This window comes from Pseudomonas sp. GZJR-8, from assembly GCF_002916705.1.
Lineage (GTDB): Bacteria > Pseudomonadota > Gammaproteobacteria > Pseudomonadales > Pseudomonadaceae > Aquipseudomonas > Aquipseudomonas synxantha_A.
Genome location: NZ_JXSI01000012.1, coordinates 63,386 through 78,347 on the forward strand (window position 1 = coordinate 63,386; position 14,962 = coordinate 78,347).

The 14,962-nt window shown below is 60.5% G+C and carries 17 protein-coding genes; 13 read left to right on the forward strand and 4 right to left on the reverse strand.

What is annotated here, in order from left to right; translation table 11 throughout:
* The first annotated feature begins 3 nt into the window (after positions 1-3).
* The 13 genes from ccmA (at position 4) to TK42_RS21385 (ending at position 10,659) form a co-directional block, all read left to right on the forward strand.
* Positions 4-639 (forward strand): cytochrome c biogenesis heme-transporting ATPase CcmA, encoded by a 636-nt coding sequence (gene ccmA / locus TK42_RS21325; RefSeq protein WP_103735067.1) that lies wholly within the window; start codon positions 4-6, stop codon positions 637-639.
* Entirely contained in the window at positions 636-1,304 is a 669-nt protein-coding gene (ccmB, locus tag TK42_RS21330; RefSeq protein ID WP_103735122.1) for a heme exporter protein CcmB, read from the forward strand. Before ccmA ends, ccmB begins: the two co-directional genes overlap by 4 nt.
* Before the next feature lie 88 nt (positions 1,305-1,392).
* Entirely contained in the window at positions 1,393-2,148 is a 756-nt protein-coding gene (locus TK42_RS21335) for a heme ABC transporter permease (RefSeq protein ID WP_032877112.1), read from the forward strand.
* Positions 2,145-2,321 carry a heme exporter protein CcmD gene (gene ccmD / locus TK42_RS21340; protein ID WP_078820712.1) on the forward strand — a complete coding sequence of 59 codons (177 nt, stop codon included), beginning with the start codon at positions 2,145-2,147 and terminating at the stop codon, positions 2,319-2,321. Before TK42_RS21335 ends, ccmD begins: the two co-directional genes overlap by 4 nt.
* A complete protein-coding gene (gene ccmE, locus TK42_RS21345) occupies positions 2,318-2,776 on the forward strand; it encodes a cytochrome c maturation protein CcmE (RefSeq protein ID WP_103735068.1) in 459 nt (152 codons plus the stop codon). Before ccmD ends, ccmE begins: the two co-directional genes overlap by 4 nt.
* A gap of 3 nt (positions 2,777-2,779) precedes the next feature.
* Positions 2,780-4,768: a heme lyase CcmF/NrfE family subunit gene (locus TK42_RS21350; protein ID WP_032877111.1), complete on the forward strand. Its 1,989-nt coding sequence runs from the start codon at positions 2,780-2,782 to the stop codon at positions 4,766-4,768.
* Positions 4,765-5,301, forward strand: a complete 537-nt coding sequence (locus tag TK42_RS21355) for a DsbE family thiol:disulfide interchange protein (RefSeq protein ID WP_103735069.1) — start codon at positions 4,765-4,767, stop codon at positions 5,299-5,301. The genes TK42_RS21350 and TK42_RS21355 overlap by 4 nt, the downstream gene beginning before the upstream one ends.
* Positions 5,298-5,771, forward strand: a complete 474-nt coding sequence (locus TK42_RS21360; protein WP_005786512.1) for a cytochrome c-type biogenesis protein — start codon at positions 5,298-5,300, stop codon at positions 5,769-5,771. Before TK42_RS21355 ends, TK42_RS21360 begins: the two co-directional genes overlap by 4 nt.
* Positions 5,764-6,954, forward strand: a complete 1,191-nt coding sequence (ccmI, locus tag TK42_RS21365) for a c-type cytochrome biogenesis protein CcmI (RefSeq protein WP_103735070.1) — start codon at positions 5,764-5,766, stop codon at positions 6,952-6,954. Before TK42_RS21360 ends, ccmI begins: the two co-directional genes overlap by 8 nt.
* Before the next feature lie 10 nt (positions 6,955-6,964).
* Positions 6,965-7,360, forward strand: a complete 396-nt coding sequence (locus tag TK42_RS21370) for a hypothetical protein (RefSeq protein WP_005786516.1) — start codon at positions 6,965-6,967, stop codon at positions 7,358-7,360.
* Positions 7,361-7,605: 245 nt separating this feature from the next.
* On the forward strand, positions 7,606-8,193 hold the full coding sequence (phnN, locus tag TK42_RS21375) for a phosphonate metabolism protein/1,5-bisphosphokinase (PRPP-forming) PhnN (protein ID WP_103735071.1): 588 nt from the start codon (positions 7,606-7,608) through the stop codon (positions 8,191-8,193).
* A 361-nt stretch (positions 8,194-8,554) separates the two neighbouring features.
* Entirely contained in the window at positions 8,555-10,075 is a 1,521-nt protein-coding gene (locus tag TK42_RS21380) for a M10 family metallopeptidase C-terminal domain-containing protein (RefSeq protein ID WP_103735072.1), read from the forward strand.
* A gap of 179 nt (positions 10,076-10,254) precedes the next feature.
* Positions 10,255-10,659, forward strand: a complete 405-nt coding sequence (locus tag TK42_RS21385) for a type II toxin-antitoxin system HicB family antitoxin (RefSeq protein ID WP_103735073.1) — start codon at positions 10,255-10,257, stop codon at positions 10,657-10,659.
* Here TK42_RS21385 and TK42_RS21390 read toward each other — a convergent pair.
* From TK42_RS21390 to TK42_RS21405, 4 genes are all read right to left on the reverse strand, one after another.
* Positions 10,656-11,852, reverse strand: a complete 1,197-nt coding sequence (locus TK42_RS21390; RefSeq protein ID WP_081883284.1) for an MFS transporter — start codon at positions 11,850-11,852, stop codon at positions 10,656-10,658. The genes TK42_RS21385 and TK42_RS21390 overlap by 4 nt on opposite strands.
* A gap of 241 nt (positions 11,853-12,093) precedes the next feature.
* Positions 12,094-13,095: a sulfate ABC transporter substrate-binding protein gene (locus TK42_RS21395; RefSeq protein WP_005786529.1), complete on the reverse strand. Its 1,002-nt coding sequence runs from the start codon at positions 13,093-13,095 to the stop codon at positions 12,094-12,096.
* A gap of 94 nt (positions 13,096-13,189) precedes the next feature.
* Complete coding sequence (locus TK42_RS21400) at positions 13,190-14,014, reverse strand: ion transporter (protein WP_005786531.1); 825 nt, start codon at positions 14,012-14,014, stop codon at positions 13,190-13,192.
* A gap of 31 nt (positions 14,015-14,045) precedes the next feature.
* Entirely contained in the window at positions 14,046-14,921 is an 876-nt protein-coding gene (locus tag TK42_RS21405; protein WP_078820717.1) for an urea transporter, read from the reverse strand.
* Positions 14,922-14,962: the final 41 nt, after the last annotated feature.

Sequence of the window (14,962 nt, forward strand, 5' to 3'; positions counted from 1 at the left end):
CTCTTGACCAGCCCTCTTCTTGAAGCCGTAGCGCTTGCCTGTGAACGCGACCTGCGCCTGTTGTTCGAGCAACTCGACCTGCGTCTGGCGGCTGGCGACATGGTGCAAATCAGCGGCCCCAATGGCAGCGGCAAGACCAGTTTGCTGCGTCTGCTGGCCGGTTTGATGCAGCCCACGGCGGGTGTTGTTCGGCTCAACGGTAAGCCCCTGCACGAACAACGTGCCGAGCTGGCACGCAACCTGGTCTGGATCGGCCACGCCGCCGGTATCAAGGACGTGCTCAGCGCCGAAGAAAACCTCAGCTGGCTCAGCGCCCTGCATCACCCTGCTACCCGCGATAGCATCTGGCAGGCCCTGGCCGCCGTTGGCCTCAAGGGCTTTGAAGATGTGCCCTGTCACACGCTGTCAGCCGGCCAGCAGCGCCGCGTGGCCCTGGCGCGTTTGTACCTGTCCGGCCCGCCGCTGTGGATTCTCGACGAACCCTTCACCGCTCTCGACAAACAGGGCGTAGCCCAACTCGAAGAGCACTTGGCCCGGCACTGCGAGCAGGGCGGCCTGGTGGTGCTCACCACCCACCATACCCTGGCGCGCAAGCCGGGTGGTTACCGGGAGCTGGATCTCGGACGGTGGTCGGCATGAGTGTGTTTGCCCTGTTGGTGGCCCGTGAAGCGCGGCTGTTGTGCCGTCGCCCGGCCGAGCTGGCCAACCCGCTGGTGTTCTTTGCGATTGTGATCGCGCTGTTTCCGTTGGCGGTCGGCCCGGAGACTAAACTGTTGCAAACCTTGTCCCCGGGACTGGTGTGGGTCGCGGCGCTTTTATCGGTCCTGCTCTCGCTGGACGGGCTGTTTCGCGGTGATTTCGAAGACGGATCCCTGGAGCAGTGGGTCCTTTCGTCGCACCCCCTGCCACTTCTGGTACTGGCCAAGGTACTGGCACACTGGGCTTTTTCCGGCCTGGCGCTAGTCTTGCTCTCGCCGCTGCTGGCGATGATGCTGGGCTTGCCCGTCGAATGCCTGCCCGTGTTGCTGGTGTCCTTGTTGCTCGGTACGCCGGTGCTCAGCCTGTTGGGGGCGGTGGGCTCCGCCTTGACTGTGGGCCTGAAAAGGGGTGGCCTGCTGCTGGCCCTGTTGATTCTGCCTTTGTATATCCCGGTGTTGATCCTGGGCAGCGGCGCTTTGCAAGCCGCGCTCATGGGGATGCCGGCGACCGGTTACCTCTTGTGGCTTGGTAGCCTGACCGCCCTGGCGGTAACCCTGACACCCTTTGCTATAGCCGCCGGCCTGAAAATCAGCGTCGGTGAATAATGAGGTCTGACTCGGCGTTAATGACGTTGAGTCAGTAAAGACCCTAAGCTTTTCGCCACGACGAAAAGCACCCGTGATGGAAAATGCAATGAACTGGACCTGGTTTCACAAGCTCGGCTCGCCCAAATGGTTTTATGGCATCAGTGGCAAGCTGCTGCCGTGGTTGAGCGTCGCCGCCGTATTGCTGATCGGCACCGGCCTGGTCTGGGGCCTGGCCTTCGCGCCGCCGGACTACCAGCAAGGCAACAGCTTTCGCATCATCTATATCCACGTCCCTGCTGCGATGCTGGCCCAGTCCTGCTACGTGATGCTGGCGGTTTGCGGCATCGTCGGCCTGGTGTGGAAGATGAAACTGGCCGATGTGGCCCTGCAATGCGCTGCACCTATTGGTGCGTGGATGACCGCCGTGGCGCTGGTCACCGGCGCGATCTGGGGCAAGCCGACCTGGGGTTCCTGGTGGGTGTGGGATGCACGCCTGACCTCGATGCTGATCCTGCTGTTCCTGTACTTCGGCCTGATTGCCCTGGGCAACGCCATCAGCAATCGCGATAGCGCCGCCAAGGCCTGCGCGGTGCTGGCGATTGTCGGCGTGATCAACATCCCGATCATCAAATACTCGGTAGAGTGGTGGAACACCCTGCACCAGGGCGCCACCTTCACCCTCACCGAAAAACCGGCGATGCCCGTGGAAATGTGGGCGCCACTGCTGCTGATGGTGCTGGGGTTCTACTGCTTCTTCGGCGCCGTGCTGTTGCTGCGCATGCGCCTTGAAGTGCTCAAGCGTGAAGCCCGCACCAGTTGGGTCAAAGCCCAAGTGCAAACCAGCCTGGGAGCGCGGGGATGAACTTTGCTTCTTTCAGTGATTTTCTCGCCATGGGCCACCACGGCCTGTATGTCTGGAGCGCCTACGGCATCTGCCTGGCAGTGCTGGCCCTCAACGTTGCCGCGCCGATCCTGGCCCGCAAGCGTTACCTGCAACAAGAGGCGCGACGTCTGCGCCGGGAGACCGAAAAGTGAATCCGCTGCGTAGAAAGCGTCTGTTGATCATCCTTGCCATCCTGGTCGGCGTCGGCATTGCCGTGGGCCTGGCCTTGAGCGCCCTGCAGCAGAACATCAACCTGTTCTACACCCCCACCCAGATCGCCAACGGCGAAGCCCCGCTGGACACGCGCATCCGCGCCGGCGGCATGGTGGAGCAGGGCTCGTTGAGGCGTTCCGGCGATTCTCTGGACGTGACCTTCGTGGTCACCGATTTCAACAAGGCCGTGACCATCACTTACCGCGGCATCCTCCCGGACCTGTTCCGCGAAGGCCAGGGCATCGTCGCTCTGGGCAAACTCAACGCCGATGGTGTGGTAGTGGCGGACGAAGTGCTGGCCAAGCACGATGAAAAGTACATGCCGCCCGAGGTCACCAAGGCCCTGAAAGACAGTGGCCAGTCCGCGCCCGCGACCCCAGCCAAGGAGGGCTAAGTGATGACGTCCGCATTGTTTATTCCTGAACTGGGCCAACTGGCGATGATCCTCGCCCTGTGCTTTGCCGTGGTCCAGGCCGTGGTGCCGTTGCTCGGTGCCTGGCGCGGCGATCGTTTGTGGATGAGCCTGGCGCAGCCGGCCGCCTGGGGTCAGTTTGCTTTCCTGCTGTTCGCCTTCGGTTGCCTGACCTATGCCTTCATGACCGACGACTTTTCCGTCGCCTATGTCGCGAACAACTCCAACAGCGCCTTGCCCTGGTACTACAAGTTCAGCGCCGTGTGGGGCGCCCACGAAGGTTCGTTGCTGCTGTGGGCGCTGATCCTCGGCGGCTGGACCTTTGCCGTGTCGGTATTCTCGCGCCAACTGCCGCAAGTGATGCTGGCGCGAGTCCTGGCGGTGATGGGCATGATCAGCATCGGCTTCCTGCTGTTTCTGATCATGACCTCCAATCCATTCAGCCGCATCCTGCCGCAGATCCCCGCAGACGGGCATGACCTCAACCCACTGTTGCAGGACATCGGCCTGATTGTGCACCCGCCGATGCTCTACATGGGTTACGTGGGCTTCTCCGTAGCTTTTGCGTTTGCCATCGCGGCCTTGCTTGGCGGGCGGTTGGATGCGGCGTGGGCGCGTTGGTCACGGCCATGGACCATCGTCGCCTGGGCTTTCCTCGGTATCGGTATCACCTTGGGTTCGTGGTGGGCCTACTACGAACTCGGCTGGGGCGGCTGGTGGTTCTGGGACCCGGTGGAAAACGCGTCCTTCATGCCCTGGTTGGTGGGCACGGCGCTGATTCACTCCCTGGCAGTGACCGAAAAGCGTGGCGTATTCAAAAGCTGGACGGTATTGCTCGCCATCGCCGCGTTTTCCCTCAGCCTGCTCGGCACTTTCCTTGTGCGTTCGGGGGTGCTGACGTCAGTGCATGCGTTTGCCTCCGACCCCGAACGCGGCGTGTTCATCCTGATCTTCCTGCTGTTTGTGGTGGGCGGTTCCCTGACCCTGTTCGCCCTGCGCGCGCCGGTGGTCAAGAGCCAGGTCGGTTTCAACCTGTGGTCGCGCGAAACCCTGTTGCTGGGCAATAACCTGGTACTGGTGGTAGCCGCGTCAATGATCCTGCTCGGCACCCTCTACCCGCTGGTGCTGGATGCCTTGAGCGGCGCCAAGCTGTCCGTGGGCCCGCCGTACTTCAATGCGTTGTTCATCCCGTTGATGGGCCTGTTGATGGTAGTGATGGCGGTCGGTGTGCTGGTGCGCTGGAAAGACACCCCGGTGAAATGGCTGGCAGGCATGTTGATGCCGGTGCTGTTGGGCAGCGTGGCCCTGGCAGTGATCGCCGGGTTCGCCTACGGCGACTTCAATTGGGCGGTACTCGCCACGTTCCTGCTGGCAGCCTGGGTGTTGCTGGCCGGCGTGCGGGACATCTTCGACAAGACGCGCCACAAAGGCCTGATCAAAGGCTTGCCCACCCTGACCCGCAGTTACTGGGGCATGCAGATCGCTCACATTGGCATCGCCGTGTGCGCTTTGGGCGTAGTGCTCTCCAGCCAGAACAGCGCCGAGCGCGACCTGCGCCTGGCGCCGGGTGAGTCCATGGACCTGGCCGGTTACCAGTTCATCTTCGAAGGTGCCAGGCACTTCGAAGGGCCGAACTTCACCTCGGATAAAGGCACCGTGCGCGTAGTGCGCAATGGCAAGGAAATCGCCGTATTGCATCCTGAAAAGCGCCTGTACACAGTGCAAAGTTCAATGATGACCGAAGCCGGTATCGACGCCGGTTTCACCCGTGACCTGTATGTGGCGCTGGGTGAACCCTTGGGCGACGGCGCCTGGGCTGTGCGGGTGCATGTCAAACCCTTCGTGCGCTGGATCTGGTTCGGCGGGTTGCTCACAGGCTTTGGCGGTTTGCTCGCCGCGCTGGATCGGCGTTATCGGGTCAAGGTCAGCAGCCGTGTGCGTGAAGCATTGGGCCTTTCGGGAGCTGCGGTATGAAACGTTGGTTGATGGTGGTGCCGCTGGCATTGTTTCTGCTGATGGCAGTGTTCTTGTATCGCGGGTTGTACCTGGACCCGGCCGAGTTACCCTCGGCGATGATCGGCAAGCCGTTTCCCGCGTTCAACCTGCCGACGGTGCAGGGTGACAAGACCCTGACCCAGGCCGACCTGCAGGGCAAGCCGGCGCTGGTCAACGTGTGGGCCACCTGGTGCATCTCCTGCCGCGTCGAACACCCGGTGCTGAACAAGCTGGCCGAGAAGGGCGTGGTGATCTACGGCATCAACTACAAGGACGACAATGCGGCGGCCTTGAAATGGCTGGCCGAGTTTCATAACCCTTACCAGCTCGATATCCGTGATGAAGAAGGCAACCTGGGTTTGAACCTGGGCGTCTATGGCGCGCCGGAAACCTTCTTCATCGACGCCAAGGGCGTGATCCGTGACAAGTTCGTCGGCGTGATCGACGAGGTAGTCTGGCGTGAGCAACTGGCCGCCAAGTACCAGGCCCTGGTCGATGAGGCCAAGCCATGAAGCGTTGGTTGACCGCTGCTGTTTTAGCCCTGGGCCTGGCCGGTGTGGCCCATGCCGCCATCGACACCTATGAATTTGCCAATGACGCCGAGCGTGAGCGTTTCCGCGACCTGACCAAGGAACTGCGCTGCCCCAAGTGCCAGAACCAGGACATCGCCGACTCCAACGCGCCCATCGCCGCTGACCTGCGCAAAGAAATCTTCCGCATGTTGGGGGAGGGCAAGGATAACCAGCAGATCATCGACTTTATGGTCGACCGCTACGGTGATTTCGTGCGCTACAAACCGGCCCTTACCGGCAAAACCGCGCTGCTCTGGTTCGGCCCCGCCGGGCTGCTGCTGGCCGGCGTTGTGGTGATGGCGGTGATCGTGCGCCGTCGCCGCGCCGCGCCTACCGATGGTTCCGATGCGCTGTCCCCTGAAGAGCGTAAACGCCTCGACCAATTGCTGGACACCAAGACTGATGATTGATTTCTGGCTCGCAGCCGGCTTGCTGCTTCTGATTGCCCTGAGTTTCCTGTTGATTCCTGTACTGCGTGACCGTCGCGCCCAGCGTGAAGAGGATCGTACCGCGCTGAACGTGGCGCTGTATCAGGAACGCGTCGCCGAGCTGCAAGTGCAGCAGGACGAAGGTGTATTGAACGCCGTGCAACTGGATACGGGCCGCGCCGAGGCGGCTCGCGAGTTGCTGGCCGATACCGAGGGCGTGGAAAAGCCCCGTGAATCGCGCATGGGCAAACCGCTGCCGTTTTTGGCGGCGTTTCTGGTGCCGGTGCTTGGCGTTGCGCTGTACCTGCATTATGGGGCGAGCGACAAGGTCGAACTGACCCGTGAATTCTCACAGCCTCCGGTGTCCATGGCCGACATGACTCAGCGCCTGGAGCGTGCCGCGGCAGCCCAGCCGGATTCGGCCGAGGGCCTGTATTTCCTGGGGCGCGCCTACATGGCTCAGGACCGTTCCGCCGATGCCGCCAAAGTCTTTGAACGCACCGTAGCCTTAGCCGGGCGCCAGCCGGAATTGCTTGGCCAGTGGGCCCAGGCACAATACTTTGCCGACAATAAACAGTGGTCGCCCAAGGTGCAGGCGCTGACCGACGAGGCGTTAAAGCTCGATCCCAAGGAAGTCACCAGCCTTGGCCTGTTGGGGATCGCGGCTTTTGAAGGCCAGCGTTATCAGGAAGCGATCGATTACTGGAACCGTCTGCTGGCGCAACTGCCACCGCAGGACAACTCCCGTGTAGCGCTGCAAGGCGGTATTGACCGGGCTGGCGAGAAGCTTAAAGAGAGCGGCGGTACGGTCGCGCACAAGGCGGTAATGACCGTGCGTGTAGACCTGTCCGCCGAAGCGAAAGCCAAAGCCTTGCCGACCGACACTGTGTTCATCTTCGCCCGTGCAGTCAGCGGCCCACCGGCACCCTTGGCGGCCAAGCGCGTCACCGTTGCCGAACTGCCCATCACCGTCGAACTGGGCGATGCCGACGCGATGATGCCGCAGTTGAAACTGTCCAACTTCCCCGAAGTCCAACTGGTTGCGCGCATATCCCGGGCCGGCCAACCGACCACTGGCGAATGGATCGGCCGCAGCCAACCGCTGGCCAGCAGCACCACTGCGCTGCAGCAATTGACCATCGACACTCCGGACAAGTCATTCTGAGGAAACGCCCATGACCGCATTTGCACGCATCACCCTGCTCAGCCTGGTACTCGGCCTGAGCGCCTGTGCGGTCCACCGCCCACCTGCGGCACCCACCGGCCCGACCATCCCGCCATCGGGCCCGTCGACTCAGCCGAGTACCAAGCCTTCCGGCCCGGTGACCCCGCCGCCAAAGCCACTGCCAAGCAAGTCACCCACCTTTGCTCCACCACCGGGGGCTGCCAGCCACTGGGACGGCAAGATGCAGGTGTACGTGCTCGACGACCAGCCCGACACCTTCTACCGCCAGCGTACCTACTACCGCTGGAGCAACGGCTGGAGCCGTTCCATCAGCCCCAACGGGCCCTGGGAAGAAACCAATGTGCAAGGCGTGCCGCCGGGGTTGAGCAAGCAGTACGCGCAATGACCTGTGGCGAGGGAGCAAGCTCCCTCGCCACAGTTGCCAGTTCTGTCTTAACTGACTTGCAGCAGGGCTTGCCCCCTCCCACAGGTGCGCGGCAGCGCGCACTCGGGTAATGTGGCCGCCGCCGGCCTGGCTGGCGAAAAATTGCTGGATATACTTTCCAGTGGCCGCTACCTGGCGCAGGTCGGTTGCTGCGAAGCGTTGCCGGGGGCGCAACAAGCCTGGAGACAAGCCAAGAGGGTGTTTTGATGACGGGCAGGTTGATCTATCTCATCGGGCCATCGGGTTCGGGCAAGGACAGCCTGCTGGATGCCGCACGCCTGCGCTTGCAGGCGTGTGGTTGTCGCATGGTGCGCCGGGTGATCACACGCTCGGCGGAGGCAGTCGGCGAAGCGGCGCAAGGGGTGAGCCCGCAGGAGTTTGCGCGGATGGACGCCGAGGGCGCGTTTGCCTTGAGCTGGCAGGCCAATGGCTTGTCGTATGGCATCCCCAGGGAAATCGACGAGTGGCTGGCCGCAGGGGACGATGTGCTGGTCAATGGCTCTCGCGCCCACCTGGCGCAGACCCGTGAGCGTTACCCGACATTGTTGGTGTTGCTGCTGACGGTCGATCAAGCCGTATTGCGCCAACGTTTGATCGCACGCGGGCGTGAGTCATTGGCGGACATCGAAGAGCGATTGGCGCGCAACGCGCGATTTACCGCTGAGCTGATTGCCGGAAACGGCGCGGGTTTGTTTGTGTTGGATAATTCCGGGCCCTTGGTGCATACCGTCGAACGCTTGCTGTGCTGCCTGGATCAGGCGCACTCGGTAGCTGCGGGCAATCAAGGTGTGTAGGCATTGATCATGTTTCAGATCAGATAAAAGCCTTCACCTCAAGCGTGTTTTCTTCGGTATGTTTGAGTGGGTTTCTTGATGTTGTTAAGTAAAACTCTTGAATGAATTAAGTTGATTTGTTGAAAACTGTTTCTTCTGTGGCTTAACGCCTTTGTGGCGATTGGTATGTAGGGGTATGTCGATCCGATTAATACTTGTACGGACTTTTTGCTGTTGTGTTTAATAAATGCTTTCGCAAAAAAATAACGGTAGTTAAGGTGTTTTTGATATGGGATTTTTATCGGGCTGGCCACGGATAAGTCAGTGTCGGTAATTCATGTATGGACGGTTAACTCTTCACTGTTCAGAGTATCAATACACCATGCAAATCCCTGTTAGGCATTCTGCCCGTACGCGCGCTCCGGCGATGTCGCAGTCCCGGTTATCAGCCGCTGAGAACGCAGTTGTTCTCTGGGCAAACAATAAAAAAACCTTCACCACGGATCAGGCAGCGAAACATATTACGCGCAGTGGATCCAAGTTTCATGATCTCAATAAAGATGGCAAGGTTGTCGTCGGCTTTAATTTTGCTGGCGGTTTCAATGCCGCGCAGAAAGAGCGAGCCAGACAAGCCCTGCAATACTGGGCGGATGTCGCCAATATCGAATTTGTCGAAAACGGCTCGAACACCGATGGCACCATCAGTATCAAGGGCACGTCGGGTTCGTCGGGCTGGGCAAGGCTGCCTAACAGGCATTACTCCAGAGTCCAGGCCAACATCGGCACCAGCGGTGCGCATAACCCGACCATGGGCAGCCACTTCCTGGGTTTGTTGATCCATGAACTGGGGCACACCCTCGGGTTGAGTCATCCGGGTGGATACGATGGTGGTGGCTTCAATTACGAGCGCTCTGCCGAATATGCCCAGGACACCAAGGCACGCAGTGTCATGAGTTATTGGGCGGAGACTTATCAGCCTGGGCATAATTTTGCCAGGCACAGCCCGGTAGCGCCGATGATGGATGATATCGCCGCGGCCCAGCGGCTTTACGGGGCGAATAGCAAAACCCGCAATACCGATACCACCTACGGCTTCAACTCCAACTCCGCTCGGGAGTTCTATAGCCTCAAGCGCGGGAGTGACAAACCGATTTTCACGGTTTGGGACGGCGGTGGTAACGACACGCTCGACTTCTCCGGGTTCACCCAGAACCAAACCATCAGCCTCAAGGCCGAAACGTTCTCGGATGTAGGTGGCTTGCGGGGGAATGTGTCGATTGCCAAGGGCGTGAGCGTGGAGAATGCCATTGGTGGTTCCGGCGACGATACATTGATAGGCAACGAAGCTGGCAATCGTCTTACGGGCGGCCGGGGTGCGGATAAGCTTCACGGTGGTGCTGGGGCGGACACGTTCGTTTATCACCGTGTCGTCGATTCAACGCCGCAGAACCCGGACATCATCCAGGACTTCCAAAGCGGGATCGACAAGATTGACCTGACCGGAGTGCTTCAGACTGCGCAGCTCAAGTCGCTGAATTTCTCCGACCGATTCAAAGGCCGGGCGGGGGATGCGGTGCTCGGGCATGACTCGGCGACGGGGCGTTTCACCCTGGCGGTGGATACGACTGGCACTGGCACAGCGGATCTGTTGGTGACCAGCCAAGGCCAGATCAAACAGACGGATGTGGTGTGGAGCGGGCAGGCCCCAACGGTAATTCCTTTCCCCACCCCTGAAACCATTGTCGCGCCTGTTCCAGAACCTCTCCCGACGCCTATTCCAGAACCGACTCCAGACACAGACCAGCCGCACGAACCGGGTCCCAGGCCAGGGGGGAGCTTTATCCAGAACGTTTTTTCATCGTTCACGGGTTTTATAAGCAGGCTGTTTTCGATTTTTTCGTGAGTTTTCAACATTCGGTAAAACAGCCGCCAGTCCGGGCGATGCTTTTTGCGCTTGAATAATGGTAACTCTAGGGTTACTTTTATTCAGGCCAAGCCACGGAGGCAGCGGTGCAGAGCAGGCTATTGATCAAGGAGTTGCAGGAAGCGCGCCGGGTTGTTTCAGTTTTAAGGAGAGCATTCATGCAATACCCAATCTGTATCGAATGGGGCGATGATTTCACCGCCACCGGTATCCAGATCCCTGATATCCCAGGCGCGGTCACTGCCGGGGACAGTTTCGAAGAAGCCTACAATGCCGCCGTGGAAGTGGCGCATATCCTTTTGCAGGAAATCGCCGCAGAGGGTGGGGGGATTCCGATGCCAACCTCGGTCGCCACTCATCACGCTCATGAAGACTATCTGGGCATGGGCTGGGGCATGTTGGAACTGGACATCTCGCCTTATCTTGGCAAGACCGAGAAGGTCAATGTGACCTTGCCCGGCTATGTCATTCAGCGCATTGACCGTTATGTGCGCGAGCACAAGGTCAAAAGCCGGTCCTCCTTTCTGGCGGACGCGGCGCTGGAGAAGTTGGTGCGCTCTTAGGCGGTTGCCACCTTCACCTGGCGCGATGCAGAAAGGAAACGCAACAACGCCACCAGTGGGAAAGCGCTGCCCACCAGCATCACGCTCAGCCAGCCGCCGTGTTCATACACGCTGCTGGCAATTGCCGAACCGAACGCACCGCCGATGAAGATGCTGGTCATGTACAGCGCGTTCAGGCGGCTGCGGCTGTGGGCATCGAGGGCGTATACAGCGCGCTGGCCGAGGACCATGTTCATCTGCACGCAGAAGTCCAGAACCACGCCGGTCACTGCCAGGCCGATCACGCTGTACACCGGATGCACGAACGCGGGCAGGAAACTCAACGCGCCAAACAGCATTGCCAGCAGCGAGGCGCGGTGGGTGTGGCCGGCATCGGCCAGGCGACCGGCGATGGGCGCGGCGATGGCGCCCAGGGCACCCACCAGGGCGAACAGCGCGATTTCACTTTGGCTCAGGCCATGGTTGCGCGCCAGCTCCAGTGGAGCAGCGGTCCAGAACAGGCTGAAGGTGGCAAACATGCACGCCTGGTAAAACGCACGCTGGCGCAATACCGGCTGCTTACGCAGCAAGGTGCCCAGGGAGCGCAGCAATTGGGCGTAGCTGGCGCTGTGATCGGGTTGACGCTTGGGAATGGTCAGCATCAGCACCACGCTGATAAACGCCATCAAGGCGGCGGCGGCCATAAACATCGCACGCCAGCCGAAGTGGTCGGCCACCACGCTGGACACCGGCCGCGCCAGCAGAATGCCCAGCAGCAAGCCGCCCATGATGCTGCCGACCACACGACCACGGGACTCGGCAGGGGCCAGGTGCGCGGCGAGCGGGATGAGGATCTGCACCGATACCGAACTGAAACCGATCAGTAGCGACACCAGCAAGAACAGGTTGGGCTGTTCGGTGAACGCTGCGCCCAACAGGCTCGCGATAGCCACCACGGTGGTGAAGATCATCAGCCTGCGGTTTTCCAGCAAATCACCCAACGGCACCAGGAAGAACAGGCCCAAGGCATAACCGATTTGCGTCAGCGACACGATCAGGCTGGCCATCGCCGGCGTCAGGCCGATGTCCGGGGCAATCAGTTCGATGATTGGCTGCGCGTAGTAGATGTTGGCGACGATGGCGCCGCAGCAAAACGCGAACAGCATGACCATGCTCCGGGTCATGGTGCCTGTGGCGTGAGAGGTAGCGTTCATGGCGTGCTCGTAAGGCGAAGGACGATGGGGTGAGAGAGTAAAGGCAAGGGCCGGCAGTGAGTAGGCCGCTTGGCGTGATAACTGTCATGCCGCGAAATAATGACTCAATGCAAAACCCAATGTGGGAGGGGGCTTGCTCCCGATAGCAGTGTGTCAGTCAGCACAGGCATTGGCTGACACACCGCTATCGGGAGCAAGCCCCCTCCCACAATTTTGATCGAGTCTATTCAGCCAAGATCATTCACTGGCCGGAGTAGATCTGGTCAAACACCCCACCATCGTTGAAGTGGGTCTTCTGCACCGTGCGCCAGTCACCAAATGTTTTCTCCACCGACAGGAAGTCCACCTTCGGGAAGCGGTCGGTGTATTTGGCCAACACCTTCGGATCCCGTGGGCGCAGGTAGTTGTTGGCCGCAATTTCCTGACCCTCTGGCGACCACAGGTACTTCAGGTAGTCTTCAGCGGCAGCACGGGTGCCTTTCTTTTCGACCACTTTGTCGACCACCGAAACGGGCGGCTCGGCTTCGGCGGAAACGCTTGGATAGATCACTTCGAACTGATCGCGGCCAAACTCACGGGCGATCATTTCTGCTTCGTTCTCAAAGGTCACCAGCACGTCGCCGATCTGGTTGGTCATGAACGTGGTGGTCGCGGCACGCCCACCGGTGTCCAGCACTGGCGCTTGTTTGAACAGTTTGCCGACGAAGGCCTTGGCCTTCTCTTCGTCGCCGCCGTTCTTGAGCACATAACCCCAGGCCGACAGGTAGGTGTAGCGGCCGTTACCCGAGGTTTTCGGGTTGGGCACGATCACCTGCACGCCGTCCTTGAGCAGGTCCGGCCAATCTTTCAGGGCTTTGGGGTTGCCTTTGCGCACGATGAATACGGTCGCAGAGGTAAAGGGTGCACTGTTGTTCGGCAGGCGCGTGACCCAGTTGTCCGGCACCAGCTTGCCATTGTCGGCCAGGGCATTGATGTCGGTGGCCATGTTCATGGTGATCACATCAGCCGGCAGGCCGTCGATGACCGAGCGCGCCTGTTTGCTGGAGCCGCCAAAGGACATCTGCAGGGTCAACTTGTCGTTCGGGTGCTCGGCTTCCCAATGCTTCTGAAAAGCGGCGTTGTAGTCCTTATAGAAGTCGCGCATCACGTCGTAGGAGACGTTGAGCAGGGTGGTCGCTGCCTGGGCAGAGCCCGCCAGGGCCAGGCCGGCGGCCAGAAGAGAGGCGCTGAGGATTTTTTTCACTGCTCATTCCTTGTTGTTCGAGAAGAGGGGAGGCAATTTGCCAGCGACTATAGCCGGGCCTGCATAGACCTTTAAAGATTAAAACGAACTTTGCTTATTCCAGTTTATGGAAAAGATTGCTGCCACAGCGCGAGCAAAACGCGGCGTTGGGTTCGTGGCTGTCTTTCTTGCACGCCGGGCACTCGGTACGCAGCTGTTCACCACGCATGGCACTGGCCAGCTCGGCGGTAAAAATGCCCGTGGGTACGGCAATGATCGAATAACCGGTGATCATGACCAGCGATGAAATCACCTGGCCCAGCGGTGTCTTGGGCACGATATCGCCGAAGCCTACGGTGGTCAGGGTCACGATGGCCCAGTAGATGCCCTTGGGAATGCTGGTAAACCCGTGTTCCGGGCCTTCGATCACGTACATCAAGGTACCGAACACCGTCACCAGCGTGCACACGCTGACCAGGAACACCACGATCTTCTGCTTGCTGCCGCGCAGCGCCGCCATCAAATAATTGGCTTGCTTGAGGTACGGGCTGAGCTTGAGCACGCGGAAGATTCGCAGCATCCGGATGATGCGGATGATCAGCAGGTACTGCGCATCGCTGTAGTACAGGGCGAGGATGCCGGGGACGATGGCCAGCAGGTCCACCAGGCCATAAAAACTGAAGGCATAGCGCAGCGGCTTGGGCGAACAATACAGGCGCAGGCCGTACTCGATGGCGAAGATCAGCGTGAAGCCCCATTCGATATAGGCCAGCACGTCCGCGTAGTTCTGGTGGATCTGGTCGATGCTGTCGAGCATCACGATCACCAGGCTGGCGAGGATGATCAGCAGCAGGATGCCGTCAAAGCGCCGCCCGGCGACGGTATCGCTTTGAAACACCATGATGTAGAGCCGCTGGCGCCAGTCGTTGTTGCTGTCCATAAATCCTGCCTGAAGCGAATATCGAGCAAGCCTAGGGGGATTCGAACGGGCTGTCCATGCGGGGTTTGTGAAGCAACCGGTGACCGGCGCGCACCAGCCAGCAGGCGAGGATAAACGGTGCAGTCAGTGCGGGCAGGTGCAGGGCGGTGAAGCCCGGCGTGAGCAGGATGGCCAGGCCGATGCCCAGCAGCGGTAACCAGGGCTGGCGACGTAACGGGCTCAGGGCCAGGGCCGCCAATGCCGGGTTATAGCTGTGCAGACCGAGCAGGGCACCGGAAGGCTCATTCAACCACAGGCCGGCCAGCACACCGAGGCTGGCGCCGATCATGGCCCATGCGGCGGCACGGCGGTCAGCCAGCAGCAAACCCAGGGCGATTAAAAGACCCGCCAGGGGCTGCTCCAGCAGCATGATTTGCCCAAGACCGGAAAAGGGCGCCGTGAGTACCGCGAACATGTCGGCCTGGGCCGGCGCAAGCGTAGTTTGAGGTACATGGCCGAGCAGCAGCCAGCCGAGGCCAACAAAGGGGGCAGTGTAGGCGGGCAAATTGTGGGGCCGGCTGGCGTGTTTCAACCATTGCCGGGTGAGGATAGCGCTCAAGCCGCCGCCCGCCAGGATCAGCGGCGGCACCAGCGCCGACCAGGCAAAGTGCTGGCTGATCAACAAGCCCAGCAGTACGCCGTTGTAGCTATACAGCCCGGCCTGACGCTCAGCTTTGGGATACCCACGGCGCTGGGCGGTGAGCAACCCCGCGACACCGCCCAGCAACGCACCGCCCAGCAAGTCCGGGGCGCCGATCAGGATCGCCAGCAGGCACAGCAGGCCGCACAGCGGGTGGCGCTGCAGGAAAATCTGGCTGAAGCCGTTGAGCAGGGCTTCGGCCCAGTCGGGGCAGGTGTGGTTGTGCATGATAGGTATTCAATGAGACCGAGTTGTCCCCATCGCAGGCA